Origin of the sequence: Corynebacterium sp. ACRPE, assembly GCF_022347435.1 — a bacterium.
GTDB classification, from domain to species: Bacteria; Actinomycetota; Actinomycetes; order Mycobacteriales; family Mycobacteriaceae; genus Corynebacterium; species Corynebacterium tuberculostearicum_D.
The window spans coordinates 26,641-50,853 of sequence record NZ_JAKRNA010000007.1 but is presented as its reverse complement, the minus strand read 5'-3'; the positions used below and the strand labels follow the sequence as shown (position 1 = coordinate 50,853).

Here is a 24,213-nt window from a genome sequence, read left to right as displayed (position 1 = left end):
GATGTACTAACGCATTATTAGACTGCCGTGGAACTCAAACGGTTCCCTCCGTCAACGCCATCCCACTGTAGACGACTGCATCGACACTTCCGCCATCTTACATACATCTGTTCGAATTTTGAAAGTGAACACGCCAGTCCGCCGAATTCGACCGCGCTATAAAGTTGGGTAATCGACTCCCAACCTGCGCTCCTTCGGTACATCAAAGTCATCGCACAGGCTCAGCCAGACGCGACGCGGATCGACGCCGCGTTCGATAAGCTCATCGGGCGTTGCCCCGAGGTCAGGCAAGACATGGGAGTGGCTAATCCACTTTCCCTTAGACTCGCCAAATTCGTCCACAATGAGCTGGTGATACTCGGTCAATCGCATGCGCGCTATCCTACTCAGCACTTAAGCACGGGCGCCAGCGGTCCAGAAAGCGTCGATTGGGAGCCCGCCGCAGTAGCTCCGGCTCGCAATTATCATCCTCGGATGAACACCGTTCAAAACCCTCAATTGTCTGCAGTTTTCATGCAGTGCTAGTCTCTTGAACATGAAAAAGAACTCTCTGGCAACCACCATTGCCTATGTTGCCGTGTTTACCGCCCTCGTCATCGTCCTTGCCTTCGTGTCCATCCCCATCGGTTCGGCCGGCGTACCCATCGTGCTGCAAAACGCAGCGCTCATCCTCGCCGGCCTTATTTTGGGCAGCAAGCGCGGCGGTTACGTGGGACTCCTCTTTTTGTTCCTGGGCCTTGCCCTCCCAGTTCTGGCGGGTGGCGGTACCACGCTACGTGCACTGGCAGGCCCGACCGCAGGCTACATCATCGGCTATGTTCTCTCGCCAGCGATCGCAGGTGCAATTGCCTACCGCTCCCCTAAGAACAAGGGCGGCATGGCGGTCATACTTGCCATCGCGGCCATTGCCGGCCTTGCCGTCCAGTACATCTGCGGCGCCTTTGGTCTCATGATCCGCTCTGGCTTGGAAATTGGTCCAGCCTTCGCAGCTCAATTGCCCTTCATCCCTGTCGATGCCGGAAAGCTTGTCGTTGCCGTCATCATCGCTCTCGGTGTTCACGCGGCCTTCCCCGATCTGATGGGACGAAAGGCTGCCTAGTGCCCACGATCGAATTTTCCTCGGTCTCGGTGGCTTTTGATGACACCGTGGTGCTCGAGGACATCAACCTCACCCTCACCGAGCAGCGCATTGGCATTATCGGCCAGAATGGTGGCGGGAAATCCACCTTGACTAGGCTCATTAATGGTTTAGGCGAGCCTAGTGAAGGTGCGGTGACGGTGGACCAGATGGACGTCGCCAAGCAGGGCAAAAAGGTGCGCGAAAAGGTGGGGTTTGTCTTTTCAGATGCTGAAAACCAGATTGTCATGCCCAATGTGCGCGATGACGTCGCCTTTTCGCTCCGCCGCTTTAAGCTGTCCAAACACGAGCGCCTTGCCCGCGCGGATGCTGCCCTCGAGCGCTTCGGTCTCGCCGAATTTGCTGAGCGCTCGCCACATACGCTCTCCGGCGGACAAAAGCAGCTCCTCGCGCTAGCAGCGGTCATGGTCATTGACCCGATTCTCATCATCGCTGATGAGCCCACTACCCTTCTGGATCTGCGCAACCGCGATCGGATCAAAAGAGAATTCGCGCGACTGGAACAGCAGCTGATTGTGGTCACGCACGATCTGGAATTTCTGCGCGATTTTGATCGGGTCATTTGCATCGATAACCACCGCATCGCCGCGGATGGCCGGCCGGCGGAGGTCATAGATTTTTACCAAGACCTCATGGCCCAGCGGCCGCTGTAGGGAGAATTGTCATGCAACGACGCACGAATCTCCCACTTTCCGTCTATGTTGATGGCACCAGCTTTGTTCACCGCATCAAGCCTAGTTGGAAGATCGCATTCCTCTTAGTCTTTATCCTGGTCACCAGCATCTTTTTCAAGTCTATTCCGTGGGCAGCAGGCGGCGTCATTTTTGTCGTCTTTCTCTATGCTTGCGCCCGGATTCCACTGCGCATTGCGTGGAGTCAGATCTGGCCGCCACTCTTTTTCCTGGTTCCCTTGGCAGGCTTTCAATGGTGGGCCAAGGACTTCGACTATGCGGCAGTGATGTTCCTCAATGTCTTCGCCGCAATGATGGGTGCCTTCTTGCTCACGCTGACCTCCACGGTAGATGAAATCATGGAGTCGCTGGAAGAATCGCTGCAGCCGCTAAAGCGACTGGGAATACCGGTAGAAAACATCAGCTTGGCTATGTCACTGACTATTCGTCTCATCCCGTTGATGTTTAAAACCGTCTATGAAGTCCTAGATGCCCGCAAAGCGCGCGGTGCCGGGATGTCCCCGCTCGCATTTGGCACCCCGGTTATCATTCGCTCCATCCGGCGAGCGCGCGCCATGGGTGAGGCTTTGCAGGCCCGCGGCGTCGGCGACTAGCAGCAATAGTTATCGCCTCCCACGCACCACCAAATGATGGCCGAGGGAGGAGATAATTATTTAAAAGACTGTCGGGGGTTTACTCCCCACGCAGCTCACGCAGCCGGGCCTGCACAGCATCGTTATTGGCACTGCCTGGCTGAGCAGCGTTGTCGGCAGCAGAGCCGGACGCTTTATTGCCCTCAATGGCCTGAGCCTTATTACCTTCCACGGACTTAGAAGAGTTCATTTCACTGCGAATCTGCTCCAAGCGGGAATGACCGGCCATCTGCACGCCAGCCTGCTGAACCTCGGCCATGCGGTTTTCTACGGAGTTCTCAGCAAGCTCAGCCTGGCCCAGTGCCTTGGAGTAACGGCGCTCAATCTTATCGCGTACAGCATCCAGGGACGGCGTATTGCCATTGGCGCTCAACTCGTTCATGGAGTTCAAAGACTCAGAGACCTTTTCCTGCATCTTTGCCTGCTCCAGCTGGGAAAGCAGCTTGGAGCGCTCATTGACCTTTTCGCGCAGCGCGGTGTTATTACGCTGAACCGCATTCTTGGCCTTTTCTGCCTGCTGCAGTGCCTGGTCGTGCAGCTTCTTGGTATCCTCCACGGACTCCTCAGCCGTAACCAGCTGGGCAGCGAAGGCCTCTGCCGCGTTCTCGTACTCCACGGCCTTATTTTCATCGCCCTTGGCACGGGCCTGATCAGCCAATTCCAGAGCCTGGCGAGCATTGCCCTGCAGCTTTTCTACCTCTGCCAAACGGCGGTTAAGCTGCATCTCCAGCTGACGCTGGTTACCAATCACGGCGGCCGCCTGCTGAGACAGCTCCTGGTGCTGGCGCTGAGCATCTTCAATAGCCTGCTCGATCTGCACCTTCGGATCGGCGTTTTCCTCGATCTTATTATCGAAGAGTGCCATCAGGTACTTCCAGCCCTTAACAAATGGGTTCGCCATGGTGTGCTTCAACCTTTCTAGGTTAAAAAATGTGCGTAATGTTCTGCTGTTTATACTAGCGAAGCGCTGTTTCCGCCGCTTGTACTCCCCGCGGTCGCGGGCGCTTGCCGACGCCCCCCTTAACCACCACAGCCGACCTTCCTCGCAAGAGAGTAGGCCGGCTGTTGACATAGACCGCTGTGGGCTAAAGCTCTGATGCGGCAGGTGCCGTATGAGCAAGCTCCTCATCCATGGAGGGCAGAGTCATGTAACCGGCGGCTTCAATCAGTACATCAGAGACCGAGCAATCCAACGCGTGGCACACCGACGCAAGAAGCTCAGAGGAGACCTCCTTGCGGCCGCGTTCAAGCTCCGAAAGGTAACCCGGCGACACGCGGGCCACCCCGGCCAATTCGCGCAGGGTCACTCCCTTGTCCGCGCGGAAGGCGCGCAGCGTCAACCCAAGAGCCTCACGCAATAGCGGCTCAGGGGTACGAGCAGTGGCGGGCGCCGCTGGTGCAACAGCGCCGTTTACCGGGTGTTCGAGGACTGCAGTAGAAGTGTTCATCACTATAGTCAACGCTCCTTGTCTCGTTATTGTTCCCGCAGTGCCGGATTTTCTTCCAAAGTTGCGCGCAGTAGACGCAAGGCGGCTTCGACCGTGGCCTCTCTGACTTCGTTTCGCTCTTTCCCCAACCCGGAAAGCTGCTGCGAAAAACTGACTCCGCTAGGAGAATAAATTCCGATATAGACCGTGCCGGCCGCCTTGCCTTCTTGTAGGTCTGGTCCTGCCACTCCGGTAAGGCCTATCCCCCAGTCCGCACCGGTTTCTGCCACCGCCGCGCGGGCCATTGCAAGGGCGGTCTGCCCAGAAACCACACCGACCGCTTCGATATCGGCTACCGGCTGGTGCAAAAAGTGGGACTTCACCTCGGTGGCATATGTTACAAGCCCTCCGCGCAACACAGCCGAAGCTCCAGGGACAGAAGCCACCGTGGCACTGGCCAACCCAGCAGTAAGTGACTCACAAAAGGACAAAGTTTCGCCGCGCTCGGTGAGTTCAGATACGAGGCGGGCCGCCATGGAGCTCATGAACTACCTAGCTATTCTGCTTCTTGCCGTCGATGAGGTACTGAACGCCGGTAACCACGGTCACCACTGCGGCCAAAAGCATCACTAGGAAGGTAGGTACGTCCATCCACTCCGGCAAGGGCCACAGGTACAGCCCCACTGCTAGGGATTGCAATACAGTCTTCAGCTTGCCGCCCTTCGAAGCAGGAACGACCTTGCCGCGGCGCAACAAAACCATACGCCAGATGGTGATTCCAAACTCTCGAATGAGAATGACCACGGTAATCCACACTGGCAGTACCCCAATGATGTTGAGGCATACCAGTGCGGTAGTCATAAGCGCTTTATCCGCGATGGGATCAGCAATCTTGCCAAAATTGGTGATAAGGCCACGGGCACGTGCGATGTCCCCGTCGAGCTTATCTGTCAGCATTAGGGCCGCAAATAGGCCAAAAGCCCACCATTCATGGCCAGCAACAACCAGCCATGCGAAAACCGGAATAAAAAGAATGCGCAGGCTGGTGAGAATATTTGGCAGGTTCCAATTGGATACCTGTGGATTCACATCCGAGGATTGCGCTGACTGTGTTCCGGGTTGATTCACGTTATACATACTACCTGTTAGCACCAAGCACCTGCGCTTGGATGCCCCTGCATTTTAAAATGCGAAGCATGAAGTATTTTGCTGTTAGCTACGACTACAACCCCAATAATCCTGAGATTGCTAAGGCCCGCCCCGCGCACCGCGAGTTTACCGCGCAGCTTTTTGAGGAGGGCACCATCATTGCCACCGGCCCGTTGACGGATTCCAAGGGCGGCGCGCTCATCATCGTGGGGCTTGCCGACGACGCCGTGGTCGCCGACGCCATTGCCCTCATGGACAAAGACCCCTTCTACCAGGCCGGCTGCATTACCGGCCGCAGCTTCCGCGAATGGAATCCCGTCAACGCCCGCTTCTAGTGCGGTAGCTCTTCCTTGGGCAGGTCTTCGGCCTTGCCCAAGAATTCACCCTTCTTGTTGCGGACGATCTTATTGCCTTCCTCGTCCCAGTCGAAGTGATTGTGCGATACCGGTACTCCGCCTTGGTTCTCATCGCGCTTGTTTTTAATAATCGAGGCGATAACCGTAATAACCAGGACGCCCACGATCACGATAAGTGAGGTAATGGTGGAAAATTCTGGGATGGACTCCACGTTCTCGCCGCCGTTTACAAACGGCAAGTTATTCTCATGCAGCGCATGGAACATGAGCTTCACACCGATGAAGCCCAAGATGATGCCCAAACCATAGGGCAGGTACACCAAGCGATCCAACAGGCCATCCAGCAGGAAGTACATCTGGCGCAAGCCCATGAGGGAGAAGGCATTGGTGGTAAAGACCAAGAACGCTTCTGAGGTAATGCCGTAGATGGCTGGGATGGAGTCAAAGGCAAACATCACGTCGATAAGACCAATGGACACCAACGCGATAAATAGCGGGGTGAACGCGAATTTACGCTTGCCCGAAGAATCTTCCACGCGGTGCGTGAGCTTATCGCCGTGGTAGCGCGGGGTCACATGGACTACCTTGCGGATCAGCTTGATGATGCCCATGTCATTGGGATCGGTTTCGGGGGCGTCCCGAATCTCATCGACGATGAGCTTGATCGCTGTGTAGAGGAGGAATATCGCGAACAGGTAGAAGATATCGGACCATGCCGCGATGACCGCAGCACCCAAAAGGATAAATACCAAGCGGCATGCCAAGGCGATGACGATACCGATGAGCAATACCTTTTGCTGGTACTTCCGCGGGATCTTGAAGGCGCCCATGATAAGCGCAAAAACAAAGAGGTTATCTACGGATAGCGCCTTCTCTGTCACGTAACCCGTGAGGTATTGGATGCCGTGCTCGTGATCCCATATGGCCCACACGCCGGCACCAAAAAGTAAAGCGATACCGACATAGAACAGGGTCCAGAACCCGGATTCCTTCAGCGTCGGCTCGTGCGGGGTGCGCACGTGGGAGTAGAAATCAAAAACAAAGAATCCAAGAATGACGATGATGGAAATCGCCCAGATCCACAATGGCACATGCATTGGTACATCCCTCCGGTCGAAGATACAACAAAATGACCGGAGGTCTCCCCCGCCCGGCGAACCAATTTCCGCCGGGCCGGCACGACCGGGAGCGTAACGCTACCGTGCTGACGATCGATGCCGAAAGATGGGGTACTCCCCTCCAAGACTCGTTCAACTTTACACGATCTTAGAAGGCGCCTGCCGAAGGGTTATACGTTGTCTGGACGGTACGGGTGTCGCCGGCATCGCCCTGCGGGGAGGAATCGGCGCCTGCGGAAGAATCGGCGTCGGAAGTAGCGGCAGCTTCCTCCTGCTCTTGCTGCTGCATCTCATCCTGAATCTCCTTCGGGGCTTCGGCAGGGTCGGCGCCCTTGATCATCCAGATGATGGTATCGAGCTCTTCCGGTTTCACCAGAACCTCGCGGGCCTTGGAGCCTTCGGACGGTCCGACCACGCCACGAGATTCCATCAGGTCCATGAGGCGGCCGGCCTTGGCAAACCCGATGCGCAGCTTGCGCTGCAACATAGAAGTCGAGCCCAACTGGGCGGTGACCACCAGCTCGACGGCCTCGAGGAGGTCGTCCATGTCCTTGCCAATTTCCTCATCGATTTCCTGCTTGGCCTCGGATTGCTTCTCTTCAGTCACGCCCTCGGTGTAGTTCGGCGCGGCCTGCGACTTGGCGGCATCGACAACCGCCATGACTTCATCATCCGAGACGAATGCGCCCTGCATACGCACGGGACGCTTGCCCTGCGGAATGAAGAGGCCATCGCCCATACCAATGAGCTTTTCCGCGCCGCCCTGGTCCAAGATAACGCGAGAGTCCGTCAGTGAAGACGTCGCAAAGGCCAAGCGTGAAGGCACGTTGGTCTTAATCAGACCGGTCACCACGTCAACGGACGGGCGCTGGGTTGCAAGGACGAGGTGAATACCGGCGGCACGCGCCTTCTGGGTGATGCGGACGATCGAGTCCTCAATCTCCTTTGGCGCGGTCATCATCAGGTCCGCCAGCTCGTCGACGACACAGACGATGTACGGGTACGGGCGTACCTCGCGCTCGGAGCCTGCCGGCGCCTGGTATTCGCCGGAGACAACCTTGCGGTTATAGTCCTCGATCTTGCGTACGCGAGCAGCCTTCATATCCATGTAGCGCTGCTCCATCTCCTCCACCAGCCACTGCAGGGCTGCTGCGGCCTTCTTCGGCTGGGTAATGATGGGCGTGATCAAGTGCGGAATGCCCTCGTACGGGGTAAGTTCCACCATCTTCGGGTCTACCAGGATGAGGCGAACCTGCTCAGGGGTGGCTCGGGTTAGCAGCGAGACCAACATCGAGTTCACAAAAGCGGACTTACCGGAACCGGTAGCACCGGCAACCAGCAAGTGCGGCATCTTTTGCACCGAGAACGAGGTGTATTCGCCTTCGATGTCCTTGCCCAAACCGATGAGCATGGGATCCGGTGAGCTGGTCATGCTGGGCGCATCAAGCACCTCGCGCAGGTGCACCATCTCGCGGTCTGGGTTTGGAACCTCAATGCCGACGGCCGACTTGCCGGGGATGGGCGTGAGCAAACGTAGATTATCCGTGGCCACGGCGTAGGCCAGATTGGACTGCAGGTTCGTAATCTTCGATACCTTGACGCCTGGTCCCAGCTCGATTTCATAACGGGTCACTGTTGGGCCACGGCTAAAGCCGGTTACCTGGGCATCGACCTTGAACTCGTCGAAGACATCGGTGATGGCCTCGATGATGCGGTCATTAATCTCAGTGCGCTCCTTGGCTGGAGTGCCCGGGGTCAGCAGGTCCGTGGTGGGAACCGCGTAATTCTCGTTGCCAAACTGTGCGGTCGGTGCAGGTGCAGCAGAGGTACCCGTTTCCCCTGCGGCCTCGGCCGCAGGCTCGGTGGCGTCCACCTGTGCGCCGGTCGTAGCGTCGCGTCCGGAGCGCTCGCGGAAGAGTTGGCGAGCCTTCTCGTGCGCGGACGAGACCGCATCAGCGCCTCCTTCCACTGCCGATCCAGCAGCGCCTGCAGCTGCACCGGCTGCCGCAGCGCCAGCGGCACCGGCAGCACCCGCAGCAGCAGTCTTTGCTGCGCCACTTGCTGCTCCCGCAGCACCGGCAGCGCCCGCAGCCGCACCAGCGGCCGAGCCAATTGCGTTACCGGCGGCAGTGCCAGCATCAGCACCTGCTGCCGTAGCCGAGCGGGTAGAAGGGGAAGTGGGGCGTTGACGAGTAGTGCCCAGCACTCGGGTCGGTTCCGGATCCCCGGAAGCCGGTTGTTCCGGCGACGACGCAGCGGCGTCGTCTACCACCGGGATCTCATCGGTATCCCCGATGTCACGAGAGACCGGCTTCTCAGCCGCGTTAGACACGGACTGGAACCCGCCTCGCGTTGGTGTGCTAAAGGCGCGGGTGGCATGTTCCTCCTCTGCTGCAGCAGGAGAATCCACCGGATAAGAAGAACCACGCGGGGCGGGGTCTTCAGTGGGGCGTCGGAAAGCGCGCAGGCTTCCACCACGCTCAGAGGAACGGCGCTTGGCTGCAGGTCGTGCTGGGCGCTCGCTGCGCTCACGGCCTTCTGCGATGTCATCAATATCGCCGGTGACGTGGCCGTAGAGGTCATCGCCCTCTTCGTCGTAATAGTCCTCGTCCGCGCCGCCAAAGCGGGAAAAGGCCGCAGCAATGGCATCAGCCACCAACTCATAGGCCTCGCGGATAGTAATGCCGGTGACCAATAGGGCGCCGTAGATAATGACGAGGAAAAGCAACGGCACAGCGACGAAAGAGGTGAAGGCCGTCTCCAGAAGGCCGCCAATGGCGTAGCCGATTACACCGCCGGCACCACCGGCGCTGTCCGGGGTAAAGCCGAGCTCAGGGGTACCAGCAAAGATGTGGATCAAACTGAGCATGGCAAGGACGATAATGCTAATACCGCCCACAATGCGCGGCTTAAAGTGCCCCGCTGGACCAGAGATGTCCATCATCAAGGCAATGGCCAAGGCCACTAGCGCAACCGGCAGCACCCAGGCGCCTGCACCAATGACATAGCGGACGATATTGCCCACCCAGGCGCCTACTTGGCCGGCAACGCCAAACCAGACGGTAGCCGCAAGCACGATGGCAATGCCGATCAAAACGAGCGCCACCGCATCAGGATTTTTCACCTGAATACCGCGCGATTCTTCCTCGCTTACTTCCATGGCAGAAAGCTCTTCTTCTGCGGCTACATCGCGCGCCCGAGTAACCTTGCTCTTCTTCTTTTTCTCCCCGCGTGCAGAAATTTCTTCCGGCTCCCTCGTCGTCTCGTACTCCTCGGTGTCATATAAGTCTTCGCTGGGCTTGAGCCCGGCCACGCCATGGCTTACGCCCCGCGCCATATTTCCCATGCCGCGGGCTGTGGCACCAAAGGCAACGCCCAAGCCCTTGCCGACGGCCCGGAACGCACTGCCCGTACGCTCCTGCGAGGTCGCCGCCGCGCGCCGATGCGAAGACGTCATAGCCAGGTTTTCCGGCATGCCAGCACCGGACCGGCTGCGGCCCGACGGCCGTGAACGATTCGACTTTCGGCGCGTTCCGCGCGAAGAGGCATTTTTGACAGACATGCCTCTACCTTAACCGCGCCACCCCATAAATCACATTAGCCACACGCGTTTCCCTAATACCTGGACCCACAATCTCACGGTGAACGCTTCCCACGCACCCCAAAGCTAAGAAACTGCGATTAAATCAAGATTAGAGAATTGACTTTACGATGGCTTCGGCATCACCTTCAACCTTGACTTCAGCAGCATCACGCCCGAAGGACCAGAGGATGAGCTCGCCTACCTCGCCCGAAACGCGGACCACGGCATCGCCCTTATCCGCCACGCCATGGGTATCTGCGGCAACGATTCGCGGCAATCCTTCCGGCTGCAGAATCACCGGACGTTCAGATTTGCGCAGGGCCACCTTAGCCAAGAGCTTTAGATAGCTATGCATCTGCTGCTTGATGCGAGCCGAAAAGTCGCGCGGGCCCATGCCATTAGCCCGGCGAATATCCTCGTGGTGAACAAAGTGCTCCACAAAGTTTTGCTGTGCATCCACGAACCGGACGGGGTTATAGGCAGCTGGTCCCCTCCCCCAGTCATCAACCAACTCATCAAAGTCGCGGTCGGCCACCTTACGTGATTCCTTTTCCAGCCGGCCGGACAGCGCGTTGACGAAGATGCCGGCGGCGGCATCGGGGCGGTTTTCCCGCACCCACAAATGTACGGCCAAGTCCCGGGTTGTCCAGCCCTCGCACAAGGTAGGGGCATCGGGACCAAGCTTATGAAATAGCGCTACCATTTTGGCGCGCTCAGCAGAAGAAAACGACATAAGCCCCAGCATACCGAGCTAGCTGGCATGCTGGGGCTTGCTTTCGCTTAGCGCGAGGTACCCGTGCTATTTACAGGGACTCGCGAGAAGCGTCAACGTCTTCTTCATCGGTAACCAAAGGACCGGAATTCGTCGGCACGATGGTCGGCAGAATGACCGGCTCGCGCTTGTACTTGGAATCCATGAGCTTGGATACCTTACGGCGCAGCTTCTGCACCATGCGGTAAGTATCATTCTCGCCTTCAGCGGCGAGATCGTTCATGGTGTTTTCCACCATCTCCGCAACCTCCGGCACGATGCCGCGGTCATCATCGGAGAAGCCTGTGGTAGATACCGTTGGGTGCTCCAGCAGGCGCGAGGTGCGGTTATCAATCACACAGGTGATAGAAACCACGCCGCCGGTACCCAGGTTGGTGCGATCAGCCAAGGTGTCAGCGTCCACGTCACCCATAGACACGCCGTCGACGTACAGGTTGCCCACCTGCATCTGGCCTACGACCTCGGCGCGACCCTTGCGCAGGTCCACGACGACGCCGTTTTGTGCCAGCACCGTACGGTCGCGATCCACACCGGTGGAGATAGCCAGTTCCTTATTGGCGCGCAGGTGGCGCCACTCGCCGTGTACCGGCATAGCGTTGCGCGGGCGCGCTGCGTTGTACAGGAAGAGCAGTTCGCCAGCGTAACCGTGACCGGAGGCGTGCACCTTTACATCCTGGTTGGTAATAACGTTGGCACCGATCTGGGACAGCATGTTGATGACGCCGTAGACGGCCTCTTCGTTGCCCGGAATGAGCGAGGAAGAGAAGATGATGGTATCGCCATCGCGGACGGTAATCTGGCGGTGCTCGCGGCGGGCCATACGCGACAGAGCTGCCATTGGCTCACCCTGCGTACCGGTGGTAATCAGCATGGTCTTATGCGGAGCCATCTTGGCAGCCTCATCGATGGGGATGATGGTGCCGCGTGGAACCTTCAAGAAGCCCATCTTCTCTGCGATTTCCATGTTGCGCATCATCGAACGGCCATTGAAGGCCACCTTGCGGCCGTTTGCCACAGCGGCGTCGATAGCTGCCTGGACACGGTAAACGTTGGAGGCGAAGGACGCCAAGATTACGCGCTGCTTAGCGCCGGCGACGAGCCGCTTGAAGTTGGCAGGAATATCGCCCTCAGATGCCGATACACCAGGGACCGTAGCGTTGGTGGAATCGCACAGCATGAGGTCAACGCCCTCATCACCATAGCGGGACAGAGCGGGGAGATCCGTTGGACGATTATCCAGCGGGGTTTGGTCCAGCTTGATGTCACCGGTGTGGATGATATTGCCGGCTGGGGTGCCCAGCATGATGCCCAGGGCATCCGGCACGGAGTGATTGACGGCCCAGAAGCGCACGCGGAACGGACCGTAGGTTACGTCGGACTTTTCATTAACCTCGACGAACTTCGGCTTCTGGCGGTGCTCCTTACACTTTGCAGCAATAAGCGCGATGGTGAAGCGGGAAGCAACGATGGGGATATCCGGACGCAGCTTGAGCAGCCACGGGATAGCGCCGATGTGGTCCTCGTGCGCGTGAGTAACGACGAGGGCCTTGACCTTGTGGATCTTCTTCTCGATAGGGCCGAAGTCAGGCAGGATGAGGTCCACGCCTGGCTCACCAGAGGATGGGAAGAGCACACCACAGTCAATGATGATGAGGTCATCGCCGTACTCGAAGACGGTCATATTGCGGCCGATCTCCGAGATACCGCCCAGAGCGTAAATACGCAGGGCATCCTTTGGCTGCTTCGGTGGCTCCGGCAGGCGCTTGGTCAGATCCGCGCCCTGCATAGACTTGGGCACGTTGCGGCGGCCAGGGTTGTTGCGGCCGCGGCCCTTACCGTTGCCGTTCTTTCCGTTTCCATTGCCGTTCTTGCCGCCGTGGTTATTGTTTCCACCGTGGTTATTGCCATTGCCATTGCCGTTGCCACCACGGCCACGGCCGCGGCTGCCACGGGAACGGGAGCGACGGTTGTTGCCGCCACCTTCGTTGTGGTTATCGGAAGAATTCTTCTTGCCAGAATTATCCTTGTCGCCCTTAGCGGAATTATCCTGCGCGGAATTGCCCGCGTCAGTTGCTGGGGCTTGGAAAACTGGCGAAGCCGCATCGTTGGAGGCGGTTTCGTTTTCCGCCGGTGGGCCCGCCTTGCGGGTCACCTTGCGGGAACGGTTACGGGGTTCATTCATTCTTAGAGGACTCCAGATTGTTCCAGATCACGGCGAAGTTCCTCGCGTTCCTCCCCGCTCGCAGCGGTGATAGGAAGACGGGTATCGCCAACTTCGATGCCCTGCAGGCGCAGGGCTTCCTTTGCAAACGTCGCTCCGCCCAACCGAGCTTGTGCATGGGTTAGCGGAAGGAGCGTAGTGACATTGATTTCTCGGGCGCGGGCCATATCGCCCGCGTCGAAAGCTTCATAAAGTTCTACCAAGGCACGCGGTGCAACATGGCCGATAACGGAGATGAAACCAGATGCGCCGAGGGAAAGCCACGGCAGGTTGATCGGATCATCACCGGAATACCAAGCCAAACCGGTTTCTTGGATGAGTTCTGCGGCCGCAGGAAGGTCGCCCTTGGCGTCCTTTACGGCTTGGATGGTCGGCAAATCCGCAAGGCGGCGGAGGGTATCCGGCGCCACTGGGATGCCCGAGCGGCCAGGGATGTCATAGACACAGATCGGTAGATCCGTGGCTTGCGCGACTGCGGCAAAGTGCTCGTAAACGCCCTTTTGAGAAGGCTTGGAGTAGTACGGAGTTACCACCAGCAGGCTGTCTGCCCCCGCGTCAGCGGTGGCCTGAGCCAACTTAATGGAGGTTGCGGTGTCATTCGTTCCGGCACCGGCACAAAGCTTTGCGCGGTCTCCTACTTCTTCCTTTACGGCTTTGAGCAGCTCCAGCTTCTCTTCAACTGAAGTGGTCGGTGATTCGCCGGTGGTTCCACCAAGGATGAGCGAATCAACGCCATTGTCAACGAGATGAGCTGCTAGGCGACGACCTGCTGCAACGTCCAGCGCACCGTCACGGTCAAACGGGGTGACCATGGCGATGCCGATGCGTCCAAAGGTGTCGACGCCAGTCTTTGCTGTCATACCTGTGCTCATAGCCGTCAAGATTACCCTTTTGGCTTGCAATTAGCCGCATCGGGGTCACGCGCGTGTTAGGCGTAGGGGCTTGCCGCCATCTGGGTCCCATCAGCAAGAGTGGTGATATTGAAATCATCAAAGAGCACTGGAGCCTTGCTTTGCAGCAGTTTCAGGCACTCCACCGCAACGTGGCGGAGTTCCTCGTCCGCCTGCTCGGCGGCCCGTGCACCAATAAAATGCCGCCACGCACGATAGTTGCCAGTGACAACGATGCGCGTTTCTGTGGCGTTTGGCAACACAGCACGCGCCGCCTGACGGGCCTGCTTTTTGCGCAGGAGAGCGTTGGGCTCATCCAGCTTCTCTTCCAGTGCGCTAAGCAGTTCATCGTAAACAAAGCGAGTCTCATCTACCGCTTGCATTACCAATCGACTTAGTTGCTCGTCTTCGGCTACCAGTTTTGGTAGAACCACCTCGGTCTCCTCCGGGTGAACGAAGCGCTGGGAGAGCTGCGAGAAAGAAAAGTGCCGGTGCCGCACGAGCTCATGGCTCGCCGACCGCGACAGCCCCGTGATGTACATGGTGGCCGTGGCATGCTCAAGCAACGCAGTATGGCCTACCTCCATGATGTGGTGCAGGTAGGCTTCATTGGTTGCTGTCCGGGGGTTTGGCTTATCAAAAGACTCGTAGCACGCCCGTCCAGCGAACTCGACAAGTGCTTCCCCATCAGAGGCCGAGTCATCCGCGTGCCACTCCACGCCCTGCGGGGCGTGGAACTGTGTTGCGGCAATGAGCTGAATATCTAGCTCACTTGCTTTAGCCATGGCTTAAAGCCCCAGGTACTTATCGAGGCCTACGACTAGGCCCGGGTGATCTGCAATCTGGCGCACGCCCACCAGCACGCCCGGAGTAAAGGACGCGCGGTCATAAGAATCCTGGCGGATGGTCAACGACTGACCTTGCGCACCAAAGATGACCTCCTCGTGTGCCACCATGCCACGGGTGCGAACCGCGTGTACCGGAATGCCATCGACAGTGGCGCCGCGAGCACCATCGAGTTGCTTTTCCGTAGCATCCGGCATGTCTCCCAGACCAGCCTCCTTGCGGGCGGCGGCAATTCCCTCAGCGGTATGGATCGCAGTACCGGACGGTGCATCCAACTTGGTTGGGTGGTGGAACTCAATAACCTCTGCCGTTTCGAAGAACTTCGCAGCCTGCTTAGCTAGCACCATCGTGAGCACCGCAGAAATGGCAAAGTTCGGCGCAATGAGGACATTGCCGGCACCGTCCTGCTTGGTCCACTCCTCTACTTGAGCCAAGCGCTCCTTATCAAAGCCGGTGGTTCCCACCACGCAGTGGATTCCGTGGGCGATGCAGAATTCCAGGTTTCCCATTACGGAATCTGGCTGGGTAAAGTCCACGATGACCTCTGCGTGGGCGTCGATAAGCTGCTGCAAATCATCATCGCGGCCAATTTCTGCCACCAGCTCTAGGTCATCTTCCGCGTTGACGCCTTCAACGATTGCCTGGCCTACGCGTCCGTGAGCGCCTAGTACGCCAACCTTGATAGCCATGGTGTGTTCTCCTTCTTCAGCCACATCGGTAGTACTTTTCTCCCCATCCTAACGCGCATGGGGGTTGCACAATTCCTCGCCTTCCTTGGAACGGACTTGCGCTCTCCGACGATGCCCCCCCTCACTCTCACTAGGATGGCGGGCATGCAGATATATATCGCTTCCGTTCCTGTAGACGACGTTGCCCGCGCTCACGATTTTTACGTCAATACCCTTGGCTTCCGAGTTAAGGATGATGTAACTCACGGCGATTTTCGGTGGCTCACCGTCACCAATGCTGAAGATGAGGGAAATACCGAGCTGCTTCTGGAACCGAAGGGCCACCCCGCCGCCAAAAACTACGCCGCAGCACTCAAAGCTGACGGTATTCCGGTCACGCAGTTCCTGTCCGCCGATGTGGAAAAAGAATACAAAGAGCTCAGTGACAAGGGCGTGAAGTTCACCATGGAGCCCACCGATGTTGGCCCGTCCATCATCGCTGTATTCGATGACACCGTGGGCAACCTTATTCAGCTGGTTGAACTAAAGAAGTAGCCGCACCCTCCCCTCTCACATGGGTTAACAATTGCATCACTTCCTAATGCTTGTCCCATCTGCCCCAGTAGAATGGGTGTAACGACACGGTAAGCACCAAGGAAGTGATGAATTTGTCTCCCTCAATTTTCTCTCGCCCTCTCGCCGTGGCCATCAGTGCAGGATGCGCGTTAGCACTTGCCGCTTGTTCCGATGAAGAAACTACGCAGGCAGGCGCACCAACTTTCAGTGAGGTTCAGTCAGCTACCGACACCGCTGAAGTTCAGACCTCCTCCGCTACCCCCGCCGCTACTTCTGCCCCGCGCAGTACCTCTGCAGCGGATGCAGAAAAGCAGAAGCTCCCCCAGGACTCAGCCCCACTGGCATTCGCCGGTATGGGCACGGCCTCGCTCGAGGACCAACAGCATATGCCAGAGAGTCTCGGAAACCTCATCCCCACGGGTGTGCGAGTGGGAGCACACGATGGCTTCACCCGAGTCGTCATCGACCTAGAGGGCGAAGGTGAACCGGGCTGGTTTACGACCTATACCGATAGCCCCGCCCAACAGGCATCCGGAAAATCAGTCGAGGTCCAAGGAAATACTTTCCTCAACCTCGGCATTGAGGGAACACCGTGGCCTTCTACCCCAGAGCTAAAAGAAAAGTACATGCAACCAGGCACTACCCCTGGTGCCGGGGTGGTCAGTGCAGTCAACTACACCACCACCTTTGAGGCGCAAACCCAGCTCATTATCGGTCTAGAGAAGAAGACCGCCTACTCCGTGACGTATCTGAAGGACCCATCGCGCGTTGTCATCGACTTCCAGAACTAAGGTATAGCGGCGCCTCTAAATGTTGCACACCTACGAAGAAAGGCTCTGCCTTCCAGCGAGTGAACTGGAAGGCAGAGCCTTTCTTTGGGTTTAGGGATTAGTCCTCAACCGGAACCAGGGAAATCTTGCCGCGGTTATCGATATCCGCGATTTCTACCTGAACCTTATCGCCAACGTTGATGACGTCTTCTACCCTCTCGATGCGCTCGTCGCCGCCCAGGTTGGAAATGTGGATCAAGCCGTCGCGGCCCGGAGTTAGGGAAACGAATGCGCCGAACGGCACGGTCTTTACCACGGTGCCCAGGAAGCGCTCTCCTACCTTCGGCAGCTGCGGGTTAGCAATGGAGTTCACCTTATCGATGGCAGCATCCGCAGCCTCACCGGTGGCAGCGGAAACGTAGACGGTTCCGTCATCCTCGATGGAGACATCGGCGCCAGTTTCCTCGGTGATCTGGTTGATGGTCTTGCCCTTTGGTCCGATGAGCTCGCCGATCTTATTAACCGGGATCTTCACGGAGGTGATCTTCGGTGCAAGGCCAGACATCTCGTCCGGGGTATCGATGACCTCAGCCATGGTCTCCAGGATGGTAGAGCGGGCATCGCGAGCCTGCTCCAGTGCCTGGGCCAGGACCTTGGACGGGATGCCATCCAACTTGGTGTCCAGTTGCAGGGCGGTGATGTACTCAGAGGTACCGGCGACCTTGAAGTCCATATCGCCAAAGGCATCCTCGGCGCCGAGAATATCGGTCAGGGCGACAAACTTCTCCTTGCCATTTACCTCGCCAGAAACCAGGCCCATAGCGATGCCAGCTACCGGAGCCTTCAGCGGAACACCGGCATTGTAGAGGGACAAGGTAGAGGCACATACAGAGCCCATGGAGGTAGAGCCATTGGAGCCCAAGGCTTCGGAGACCTGGCGGATGGCGTATGGGAAGTCCTCACGGGATGGGATGACCGGAAGCAGAGCGCGCTCGGCCAATGCACCGTGGCCGATCTCGCGGCGCTTCGGGGAGCCCACGCGGCCAGTCTCACCAGTGGAGAATGGCGGGAAGTTGTAGTGGTGCATGTAGCGCTTGGATTCCACCGGGGTCAGGGAATCAATCTGCTGCTCCATCTTGAGCATGTCCAGGGTGGTAACACCCAGAATCTGGGTCTCACCGCGCTCGAACAGGGAGGAACCGTGAGCACGCGGAACCAGGTCCACCTCAACGGATAGGTCACGGATATCGGTAACGCCGCGGCCATCGATACGGAAGCCCTCGGAGAGGATCTTCTGGCGTACGATCTGTTTCATCAAAGCGTTATAAGCGCCGCGAATCTGCTTAGACGCATCGGACTCTTCCAAGTCCTCGAACTGGTCCAAGAGCTTTTCTTCGACCTGCTCCATGTATTCATTGGTGGCGTCGTCACGTTCCTGCTTGCCCGGAATGGTCAGCAGCTTCTCTAGCTTCTTGGTAGCAGCCTTTTCCACTGCCGCGAAGACATCATCGCCGTATGCCGGGAAGAGTGGGAACTCCTGGGTTTCCTTGGCGGCACGCTCCGCCAGACCGTTCTGGGCTTCGCACAAGGTCTTAATGAATGGCTTTGCTGCTTCCAAGCCTTCAGCAACGGTTGCTTCCTGCGGTGCAGGGGCGCCGTCGGCAATGCGCTCAGCAACGTTGGTGCCGGCACCGGCCTCGACCATCATGATGGCTACGTCGTCCTTGCGGCCCTTTTTGACAATGCGGCCGGCAACGACCATCTCAAAGAGAGCGCGCTCGTGCTGCTCGTGGTTCGGGAAAGCCACCCACTGGCCCTCGGGGTGCTTATCATCAGCGATCAGTGCCATGCGGACACCGCCGACAGCGCCGGAAACGGGCAAGCCGGACAGCTGGGTGGCGGCGGAAGCGCCGTTGATAGCAACGACGTCGTAGTACTCTTCCGGATCCTGGGACATCACGGTGACAACGACCTGAACCTCGTTGCGCAGGCCCTTGACAAAGGTTGGGCGCAGCGGGCGGTCGATAAGGCGGCATGCCAGGATGGCTTCAGAAGACGGACGGCCCTCACGGCGGAAAAAGGAGCCTGGAATCTTGCCGGCCGCGTACATGCGCTCTTCTACATCCACAGTCAGCGGAAAGAAATCAAATCCTTCGCGCGGCTGGTTGGACGCAGTGGTCGTGGCCAACAACATGGTGTCATCGTCCAAGTAGGTGGTCACGGAGCCGTCTGCCTGCCGGGCCAGCTGGCCGGTTTCAAAGCGCAGGGTGCGGGTGCCAAAGTCACCATTGTCTAGCGTGGCAATGGCCTCGGTAATGCCAAAGTCCTCGTCAATATTGAACTCGACGGAGTTCTGAACGCTCATTAAAAAATGTCTCCTTGAGTGGTTTAGGCGATCGTCGATGCCGCCTGGTCGATTTTGTCTATGACAACGGTGTCAAATTCTAACAGAAAAACCACAAAAGCCCCGCCAAAGGGCGGGGCGAGGTGGCCGAAGCTGGGCCGAAATTAACGGCGCAGACCCAGGCGAGAGATCAGATCACGGTAGCGATCGACGTTGTTCTCAGCCAAGTACTTCAGCAGGCCACGACGGCGACCAACCATCAGCAGCAGACCACGACGGGAGTGGTGATCGTGCTTGTGGAACTTCAGGTGCTCGGTCAAAGTATTGATGCGGGAGGTCAGCAGGGCAACCTGTGCCTCAGGGGAACCGGTATCGGTTTCGTGCAGGCCGTACTCCTTGAGGATTTCGGCCTTCTTCTCAGTGGTCAATGCCATGAGTATTTCTCCTTTATTTCAGTCCACATTATCGTGACGCTTAAGCCTGCGCTGCGCGCGTGACTTGTGCGTGCCGCAACTGCTGTGAACCGCAGTCGCTAAGCCAAACAAACACCTTACAGCGCCCAGGCAGAGAAAATCAAAACACACGGCTTCTAGGCTGTGCTTTTAGAGCTCGCTGAAGAGCGTCTCAAGACGTTCGACAAACTCTCGCACAAAACGCTCACTATCCACGCCCACAGCCACTCGGGCGGTGGGCGGCGCGTCCAATCGCTTTTCATCCGCGATTGTCCGTCCACGGGTAGGGCCGGTGGTGTCAGTCTTGAGGTTTATAGATAGGACGTCGACAAGCGTGGCATCTGCTGCCACCGCAACGGCCAATGGATCGTGCAGGCCGCACCCGCCCAAGTGCGGCGATGTGGTGGCGTAGGCGCGGATGTAATAGTCCACCATGTCCGCAAAAATCCGGCCGGCGTGGGTGCCGGTAGCGCGCCAACGAGCGGACTCCGCTGTGGTCAAAAGGGTGCGCAAGGTGACATCCAAGCCCACCATGGTGGTATCGCTCGTGTGGCGGAAGAGGTAATCGGTAGCTTCCGGATCCTGGGAGATATTGGCCTCAGACCATGGCGTGACGTTGCCAGGAACGGTAAGAGCCCCACCCATCATCACTAGGTGTGCGGATGTGGCAAAGGAAGGGTCTTGCTGCATGGCGTCAGCAATCGTGGTGGACGGGCCGGTGGGAATGATTACTAGATCATCTCCGTGTTCGTGCACGGCCTCGATGAGGAACTCGGCCGCTGGTTGGGACTGCGCCTGGGTGGTTGCCGGCGGAAGCAGGACCTCCCCCACGCCGTTGTGGCCGTGGATAAAGGAAGAAATCTCACTTGGCCGAAACCCATCCGGGCTAGGCCCGGCAAACACTGGAATATCGTCTTGGCCCAGCAGCTCTAGAAGAGCCAGGGTGTTGCGCACGGCCAAAGGCACGGTCACGTTGCCGTACGTACAGGTCACGCCTATTAGGTCCAGGTCCGGATGGGCGATGGCATACGCCAGCGCTAGGGCATCATCAATGCCGGTATCAAGATCGAGAATCGCCTTCATTTATTTCTCCCGCAGGAAGTAATCTTTCGCGGTCCAGCCCTGCGCCTTCGCATCGGCAGCGAGCACCTGGCGGGCCTTGGCTACGTCATTGGCCATCGCTTCTAGCAGCTCGTCTACGGAATTGAACTTCACCATATCGCGAATGTGGCCTACGAAATGCACCGTAGCCTCGTAGCCGTACAGGTCAGCGTCGCGGTCGAGCACGAAGGACTCGATAGAGCGCTCCTCGTCGCCAAAGGTGGGGTTGGTGCCTACGGAAATAGCGGCCGCATAGGCCACGCCAGGCCGCATATCCCCCTCGATAGAGGAATCAGAGTGGACGATGAACCAGCCCGCGTACACACCATCGGCCGGGATGGCCACCGTATCCGGGAAATACTGATTGGCCGTGGGGAATCCGAGTTCCTTGCCACCACGGCCTGCGCCGCGCACTACGGGTCCGGTCACGGTGAAATGGCGACCAAGCGCCCAATTAGCGGATTCGATGTCCCCGTGTGCAAGGCACTCACGGATGTGGGTCGAGCAAATGCGCACGCCCTTATCATCCAGCAGCGGAACGATGTCCACGCTAAAGCCAAACTCGGCACCAAAGTCCTGCATAGCCTGGGCGGTTCCGGTCGCGCCGGCGCCAAAAGTGAAGTTCTCTCCTACCACGATGTGCTGGGCTGCGAGCTTTCCTACCAATAAATCTTCTACGTAGGGCCGTGGCTCCACCCCAGCAAGGTCGCGGGTGAAGTCAATAACGAGCACGGCAGCAATGCCCATCTCTTCGGCCAATTCCAGTCGGCGTTCAAAACTCAACACCGACAGGGGCGCACGCTCTGGGAGGAATACCGACACCGGGTGCGGGTCAAAGGTCACCATGACAGGGCGCTCACCATGAGCGCGTGCGTGCTCCACGCAGGCGGAGATGAGCTGCTGATGGCCGCGGTGCAGGCCGTCAAAGACGCCGATGGTTACTGACGTTGGGCCCACTTCCGCGGGGATGTCATCGATTCCGTACCAAATATCCACGCAGACCATCGTAGAGCATAGACTTAGAGGCTATGACTGATGCGCTCGCAAACTCCGGACTCGTCATCGTAGACAAACCCGCCGGCATGACCTCCCACGATGTCGTCGGCCGCCTACGCAGGTACTTTCACACCAAGAAGGTAGGCCACGCCGGCACCCTCGACCCCATGGCCACCGGCGTGCTGGTTCTTGGTGTGGAGCGTGGCACCAAGTTCTTGGCCCACATGGTTGCCTCCACTAAGTCCTATGACGCTACCATTCGCCTCGGCGCCACCACCACAACCGATGACGCCGAGGGAGAATACTCCTGGGGTGCTAGCGCTGCGGCCATTGACCGCGCCGCAATCGAGGCAGAGATTGCCAAGCTCACCGGCGATATTATGCAAAAGCCCGCGGCCGTATCCGCTATTAAAATTAACGGCCGCCGCGCCCATGAGCTGGTGCGGGAGGGCCAGGAGGTAGACATTCCCGCCCGCCCAGTAACGGTTGATAAGTTTGACGTTCTGGCAGAGCGCTGCGAGGGCGACTACATCGATCTAGACGTCACGGTGGATTGTTCTTCCGGTACCTATATTCGCTCCCTGGCCCGCGATTTGGGCGAGGCGCTGCAGGTGGGCGGGCACCTGACAGCCCTGCGCCGCACTGAGGTGGGCCCTTTTGCACTTGCCGACGCCCTCTCGCTCGACGCCCTTGCCGAATCCCCGCGCCTTTCCCTCAGCTTGGATGAGGCCCTGGCTCGCTGCTTCCCCGTCCTTTCCGTCACAGAGGAGGAGGCAGCCGCCCTCGCCATGGGCAAATGGCTTGAGCCCCGCGGACTCAAGGGCGTCCACGCTGCTGTGGCCCCTAATGGCCAAGCCGTGGCGCTCATTAAAGAAAAAGGCAAGCGCCTGGCCACCGTGTTTGTGGCACGGCCTTCTACCCTTTAGTGGCTAAAGTCTAAAGCCGGAACCGAGGTGGAGACGATAACGTAGCCGTCTCGAATTACCCAGCGCCCGGTAATAAAAGGCACCGGTGTGGGCCTAGCCAAAATATAGGAAATTAACGTGCCATCCTCGCGCAGGTCGATTTCTGCCTGGTCAAAGTCCAGCCAGCGAAAAGTCATGGGAAACCACGACTTATACGTGGCCTCTTTGGCGCAGAAGAGCAAACGATCCGGGCAGGTAATCCCCGCCTCACGAAGCCGTAAAAGCTGCGGCATCTCCCCCGCTCGGGCGATCATGGTGAGCACATGATCCGGCAGCGGTTCGGCGGGTTCTGCATCCAGGCCTACGGATTTTAAGGCTGAGGTAGGGGCAACCACCGCAGCCCGCATCCCCTCGGTATGCGTCATCGAGCCGACAAAGCCTTCTGGCCACAGCGGCATGCCGCGCTCACCGCGCAAAATCGGCGTCGCCGGGCTGGCCCCCAATTCCTGCAAGGCTCGGTGCGCACACCACCGAGCATCTCCGAACTCGGCCTTGCGTACATCAACGGCCTGGGAAACCAAAGACTTTTCTTCGGCCGCGAGGCCTTCAAAATTAGCCAAATCCGCGTAACCCGAATCCGTGCGTACATAGCAATAGCGCGCACTTTCAGGAAATAGCTCTGGATACATCATCGTGCCTCCTCCCCTTCAAAAGAACGCAGTACCGGATACGGCCACGCCTGGGCGCTGTCGCGCCCCTGCCATTCGCGTGGATACCCCAATGACGTCTCGATGTGGTCAACGCCATCCACATTCATGCGAGACGGCATATGCAGGTGCCCATAGATGACCGACTCCGCGTTATAGCGCCGCGGCCACGACCGCGTATGCCTGGTTCCGCACCACAAGGCAATTTCCGGAAAGCGCAACAGCATGGTTGGTTCTTGGACCAACGGCCAATGGTTAACCAGCACGGTAGGACCATGTACTCGGGAAAGGCGCTTGATGGAATAGGCCAACCTGTCCCAACACCACGCCCGCACGTCTACGAAGGGGGCGATGGCGAACTCATCGGTCATCATCAGTTGTTTTGCGCGCGCCGCGTCAATGGCTTCGTCCACGCTAAGGCCATGCGGACGGAAACTGTAATCATACAAAGTAAATAGCGGAACGATGGTAGTCCCGTGAAATACCGGATACGGGTCTTCTGGAGTAATAACTCCAATTTCCCTGCACCTTTCCACCAGGTGCGCATACTTATCTCGACCTTGATACCGATCCTGGGAGCGAGAGAATAACTCATGGTTGCCCGGCACCCAGATGACCCTGGCATAGCGATCATTGAGCTGGCGCAAAATGCGAACGATGAGATCGGTGCGTTCTGCAACGTCCCCGGCCACAATGAGCCAATCTGCGGGATCGGGCGGGGTGAGCTGATCAATGCGCTCGCTATTGGTTTTGACCGCTCCATGCAGGTCAGAAACCGCCCACACTGTTGGCATAGGTTTCTCACCCGCCTTCCTAGAGTCTGCGCGCTGCACGGAGCCGAGCACCGCGCGAGAGTATGAACACGCCCAC

General features: G+C 58.3%; 25 protein-coding genes. 7 read left to right on the top strand and 18 right to left on the bottom strand.

Going from position 1 to position 24,213, the window contains the following annotated elements; genetic code table 11:
* Positions 1-156: 156 nt before the first annotated feature.
* Positions 157-372: a DUF3046 domain-containing protein gene (locus MHY13_RS05240; protein ID WP_005325117.1), complete on the bottom strand. Its 216-nt coding sequence runs from the start codon at positions 370-372 to the stop codon at positions 157-159.
* A 163-nt stretch (positions 373-535) separates the two neighbouring features.
* On the opposite strand from MHY13_RS05240, the gene MHY13_RS05235 reads away from it, so the two are divergent.
* The 3 genes from MHY13_RS05235 to MHY13_RS05225 are packed head-to-tail and all read left to right on the top strand — an operon-like array spanning position 536 to position 2,423.
* A complete protein-coding gene (locus MHY13_RS05235; RefSeq protein WP_239281806.1) occupies positions 536-1,099 on the top strand; it encodes a biotin transporter BioY in 564 nt (187 codons plus the stop codon).
* Positions 1,099-1,791, top strand: a complete 693-nt coding sequence (locus tag MHY13_RS05230) for an ABC transporter ATP-binding protein (RefSeq protein WP_239281804.1) — start codon at positions 1,099-1,101, stop codon at positions 1,789-1,791. The genes MHY13_RS05235 and MHY13_RS05230 overlap by 1 nt, the downstream gene beginning before the upstream one ends.
* 11 nt (positions 1,792-1,802) lie before the next feature.
* Entirely contained in the window at positions 1,803-2,423 is a 621-nt protein-coding gene (locus tag MHY13_RS05225; protein ID WP_239281794.1) for an energy-coupling factor transporter transmembrane protein EcfT, read from the top strand.
* Between the two features lie 79 nt (positions 2,424-2,502).
* Here the strand turns inward: MHY13_RS05225 and MHY13_RS05220 are convergent, their stop codons facing one another.
* From MHY13_RS05220 to pgsA, 4 genes are all read right to left on the bottom strand, one after another.
* Positions 2,503-3,363 (bottom strand): PspA/IM30 family protein, encoded by an 861-nt coding sequence (locus MHY13_RS05220; protein ID WP_239281792.1) that lies wholly within the window; start codon positions 3,361-3,363, stop codon positions 2,503-2,505.
* 184 nt (positions 3,364-3,547) lie between these two features.
* The gene (locus MHY13_RS05215; protein ID WP_204611423.1) at positions 3,548-3,910 is read right to left on the bottom strand and encodes a helix-turn-helix domain-containing protein; all 363 of its coding nucleotides are present in this window, start codon (positions 3,908-3,910) and stop codon (positions 3,548-3,550) included.
* Between the two features lie 26 nt (positions 3,911-3,936).
* A complete protein-coding gene (locus tag MHY13_RS05210) occupies positions 3,937-4,434 on the bottom strand; it encodes a CinA family protein (protein WP_204608661.1) in 498 nt (165 codons plus the stop codon).
* A gap of 7 nt (positions 4,435-4,441) precedes the next feature.
* Complete coding sequence (gene pgsA / locus MHY13_RS05205) at positions 4,442-5,026, bottom strand: CDP-diacylglycerol--glycerol-3-phosphate 3-phosphatidyltransferase (protein WP_239281790.1); 585 nt, start codon at positions 5,024-5,026, stop codon at positions 4,442-4,444.
* 59 nt (positions 5,027-5,085) lie between these two features.
* On the opposite strand from pgsA, the gene MHY13_RS05200 reads away from it, so the two are divergent.
* Entirely contained in the window at positions 5,086-5,373 is a 288-nt protein-coding gene (locus tag MHY13_RS05200) for a YciI family protein (protein ID WP_204608652.1), read from the top strand.
* Here MHY13_RS05200 and MHY13_RS05195 read toward each other — a convergent pair.
* The 7 genes from MHY13_RS05195 to dapB all read right to left on the bottom strand — a co-directional run bounded on the left by MHY13_RS05195 (position 5,370) and on the right by dapB (position 15,513).
* On the bottom strand, positions 5,370-6,491 hold the full coding sequence (locus MHY13_RS05195) for a TerC family protein (RefSeq protein WP_204608649.1): 1,122 nt from the start codon (positions 6,489-6,491) through the stop codon (positions 5,370-5,372). The genes MHY13_RS05200 and MHY13_RS05195 overlap by 4 nt on opposite strands.
* 169 nt (positions 6,492-6,660) lie before the next feature.
* Positions 6,661-10,074: a DNA translocase FtsK gene (locus MHY13_RS05190; RefSeq protein ID WP_239281788.1), complete on the bottom strand. Its 3,414-nt coding sequence runs from the start codon at positions 10,072-10,074 to the stop codon at positions 6,661-6,663.
* Positions 10,075-10,204: 130 nt separating this feature from the next.
* On the bottom strand, positions 10,205-10,840 hold the full coding sequence (locus MHY13_RS05185; protein WP_239281779.1) for a TIGR03085 family metal-binding protein: 636 nt from the start codon (positions 10,838-10,840) through the stop codon (positions 10,205-10,207).
* Between the two features lie 58 nt (positions 10,841-10,898).
* The gene (locus MHY13_RS05180) at positions 10,899-13,049 is read right to left on the bottom strand and encodes a ribonuclease J (RefSeq protein WP_239281777.1); all 2,151 of its coding nucleotides are present in this window, start codon (positions 13,047-13,049) and stop codon (positions 10,899-10,901) included.
* Positions 13,050-13,051: 2 nt separating this feature from the next.
* Positions 13,052-13,960: a 4-hydroxy-tetrahydrodipicolinate synthase gene (dapA, locus tag MHY13_RS05175; protein ID WP_239281775.1), complete on the bottom strand. Its 909-nt coding sequence runs from the start codon at positions 13,958-13,960 to the stop codon at positions 13,052-13,054.
* A 56-nt stretch (positions 13,961-14,016) separates the two neighbouring features.
* Positions 14,017-14,763: an FAD-dependent thymidylate synthase gene (thyX, locus tag MHY13_RS05170; protein ID WP_150851383.1), complete on the bottom strand. Its 747-nt coding sequence runs from the start codon at positions 14,761-14,763 to the stop codon at positions 14,017-14,019.
* Positions 14,764-14,766: 3 nt separating this feature from the next.
* Positions 14,767-15,513: a 4-hydroxy-tetrahydrodipicolinate reductase gene (gene dapB / locus MHY13_RS05165; protein WP_200435522.1), complete on the bottom strand. Its 747-nt coding sequence runs from the start codon at positions 15,511-15,513 to the stop codon at positions 14,767-14,769.
* Positions 15,514-15,657: 144 nt separating this feature from the next.
* Here dapB and MHY13_RS05160 point away from each other — a divergent pair, with 144 nt between their 5' ends.
* Together MHY13_RS05160 and MHY13_RS05155 are read left to right on the top strand one after the other, a co-directional pair.
* Complete coding sequence (locus tag MHY13_RS05160; protein ID WP_239194439.1) at positions 15,658-16,047, top strand: VOC family protein; 390 nt, start codon at positions 15,658-15,660, stop codon at positions 16,045-16,047.
* A 107-nt stretch (positions 16,048-16,154) separates the two neighbouring features.
* A complete protein-coding gene (locus MHY13_RS05155; RefSeq protein WP_239282103.1) occupies positions 16,155-16,859 on the top strand; it encodes an AMIN domain-containing protein in 705 nt (234 codons plus the stop codon).
* A gap of 97 nt (positions 16,860-16,956) precedes the next feature.
* Here the strand turns inward: MHY13_RS05155 and MHY13_RS05150 are convergent, their stop codons facing one another.
* The 4 genes from MHY13_RS05150 to MHY13_RS05135 form a co-directional block, all read right to left on the bottom strand.
* Positions 16,957-19,203 (bottom strand): polyribonucleotide nucleotidyltransferase, encoded by a 2,247-nt coding sequence (locus tag MHY13_RS05150; protein WP_239228346.1) that lies wholly within the window; start codon positions 19,201-19,203, stop codon positions 16,957-16,959.
* Positions 19,204-19,346: 143 nt separating this feature from the next.
* Positions 19,347-19,616, bottom strand: coding sequence for a 30S ribosomal protein S15 (gene rpsO / locus MHY13_RS05145; protein WP_005278802.1), 270 nt, complete (start codon positions 19,614-19,616; stop codon positions 19,347-19,349).
* A 168-nt stretch (positions 19,617-19,784) separates the two neighbouring features.
* Complete coding sequence (locus tag MHY13_RS05140) at positions 19,785-20,717, bottom strand: nucleoside hydrolase (RefSeq protein WP_200435518.1); 933 nt, start codon at positions 20,715-20,717, stop codon at positions 19,785-19,787.
* Complete coding sequence (locus tag MHY13_RS05135) at positions 20,718-21,740, bottom strand: bifunctional riboflavin kinase/FAD synthetase (protein ID WP_239228348.1); 1,023 nt, start codon at positions 21,738-21,740, stop codon at positions 20,718-20,720. It lies immediately after the preceding gene.
* 23 nt (positions 21,741-21,763) lie between these two features.
* Between MHY13_RS05135 and truB the strand changes: the two genes are divergently transcribed.
* Positions 21,764-22,657, top strand: coding sequence for a tRNA pseudouridine(55) synthase TruB (truB, locus tag MHY13_RS05130; RefSeq protein ID WP_239228349.1), 894 nt, complete (start codon positions 21,764-21,766; stop codon positions 22,655-22,657).
* Here truB and MHY13_RS05125 read toward each other — a convergent pair.
* Positions 22,654-23,328 (bottom strand): 4'-phosphopantetheinyl transferase, encoded by a 675-nt coding sequence (locus MHY13_RS05125; RefSeq protein ID WP_239281773.1) that lies wholly within the window; start codon positions 23,326-23,328, stop codon positions 22,654-22,656. The genes truB and MHY13_RS05125 overlap by 4 nt on opposite strands.
* The gene (locus MHY13_RS05120; RefSeq protein ID WP_239281762.1) at positions 23,325-24,137 is read right to left on the bottom strand and encodes a metallophosphoesterase; all 813 of its coding nucleotides are present in this window, start codon (positions 24,135-24,137) and stop codon (positions 23,325-23,327) included. The genes MHY13_RS05125 and MHY13_RS05120 overlap by 4 nt, the downstream gene beginning before the upstream one ends.
* Positions 24,138-24,213 lie beyond the last annotated feature (76 nt).

Excerpts from the sequence above, each read along its gene's own strand:
- MHY13_RS05220 (WP_239281792.1), bottom strand. The coding sequence starts at position 3,363 with ATGGCGAACCCATTTGTTAAGGGCTGGAAGTACCTGATGGCACTCTTC.
- MHY13_RS05215 (WP_204611423.1), bottom strand. The coding sequence starts at position 3,910 with ATGAACACTTCTACTGCAGTCCTCGAACACCCGGTAAACGGCGCTGTT.
- rpsO (WP_005278802.1), bottom strand. The coding sequence starts at position 19,616 with ATGGCATTGACCACTGAGAAGAAGGCCGAAATCCTCAAGGAGTACGGC.
- MHY13_RS05210 (WP_204608661.1), bottom strand. The coding sequence starts at position 4,434 with ATGAGCTCCATGGCGGCCCGCCTCGTATCTGAACTCACCGAGCGCGGC.
- MHY13_RS05150 (WP_239228346.1), bottom strand. The coding sequence starts at position 19,203 with ATGAGCGTTCAGAACTCCGTCGAGTTCAATATTGACGAGGACTTTGGC.
- MHY13_RS05190 (WP_239281788.1), bottom strand. The coding sequence starts at position 10,074 with ATGTCTGTCAAAAATGCCTCTTCGCGCGGAACGCGCCGAAAGTCGAAT.
- MHY13_RS05195 (WP_204608649.1), bottom strand. The coding sequence starts at position 6,491 with ATGCATGTGCCATTGTGGATCTGGGCGATTTCCATCATCGTCATTCTT.
- MHY13_RS05120 (WP_239281762.1), bottom strand. The coding sequence starts at position 24,137 with ATGCCAACAGTGTGGGCGGTTTCTGACCTGCATGGAGCGGTCAAAACC.
- dapB (WP_200435522.1), bottom strand. The coding sequence starts at position 15,513 with ATGGCTATCAAGGTTGGCGTACTAGGCGCTCACGGACGCGTAGGCCAG.
- MHY13_RS05185 (WP_239281779.1), bottom strand. The coding sequence starts at position 10,840 with ATGCTGGGGCTTATGTCGTTTTCTTCTGCTGAGCGCGCCAAAATGGTA.
- MHY13_RS05125 (WP_239281773.1), bottom strand. The coding sequence starts at position 23,328 with ATGATGTATCCAGAGCTATTTCCTGAAAGTGCGCGCTATTGCTATGTA.
- thyX (WP_150851383.1), bottom strand. The coding sequence starts at position 14,763 with ATGGCTAAAGCAAGTGAGCTAGATATTCAGCTCATTGCCGCAACACAG.
- MHY13_RS05235 (WP_239281806.1), top strand. The coding sequence starts at position 536 with ATGAAAAAGAACTCTCTGGCAACCACCATTGCCTATGTTGCCGTGTTT.
- MHY13_RS05225 (WP_239281794.1), top strand. The coding sequence starts at position 1,803 with ATGCAACGACGCACGAATCTCCCACTTTCCGTCTATGTTGATGGCACC.
- MHY13_RS05140 (WP_200435518.1), bottom strand. The coding sequence starts at position 20,717 with ATGAAGGCGATTCTCGATCTTGATACCGGCATTGATGATGCCCTAGCG.
- MHY13_RS05155 (WP_239282103.1), top strand. The coding sequence starts at position 16,155 with ATGAATTTGTCTCCCTCAATTTTCTCTCGCCCTCTCGCCGTGGCCATC.
- MHY13_RS05240 (WP_005325117.1), bottom strand. The coding sequence starts at position 372 with ATGCGATTGACCGAGTATCACCAGCTCATTGTGGACGAATTTGGCGAG.
- MHY13_RS05200 (WP_204608652.1), top strand. The coding sequence starts at position 5,086 with ATGAAGTATTTTGCTGTTAGCTACGACTACAACCCCAATAATCCTGAG.
- MHY13_RS05160 (WP_239194439.1), top strand. The coding sequence starts at position 15,658 with ATGCAGATATATATCGCTTCCGTTCCTGTAGACGACGTTGCCCGCGCT.
- MHY13_RS05180 (WP_239281777.1), bottom strand. The coding sequence starts at position 13,049 with ATGAATGAACCCCGTAACCGTTCCCGCAAGGTGACCCGCAAGGCGGGC.
- truB (WP_239228349.1), top strand. The coding sequence starts at position 21,764 with ATGACTGATGCGCTCGCAAACTCCGGACTCGTCATCGTAGACAAACCC.
- MHY13_RS05135 (WP_239228348.1), bottom strand. The coding sequence starts at position 21,740 with ATGGTCTGCGTGGATATTTGGTACGGAATCGATGACATCCCCGCGGAA.
- dapA (WP_239281775.1), bottom strand. The coding sequence starts at position 13,960 with ATGAGCACAGGTATGACAGCAAAGACTGGCGTCGACACCTTTGGACGC.
- pgsA (WP_239281790.1), bottom strand. The coding sequence starts at position 5,026 with ATGTATAACGTGAATCAACCCGGAACACAGTCAGCGCAATCCTCGGAT.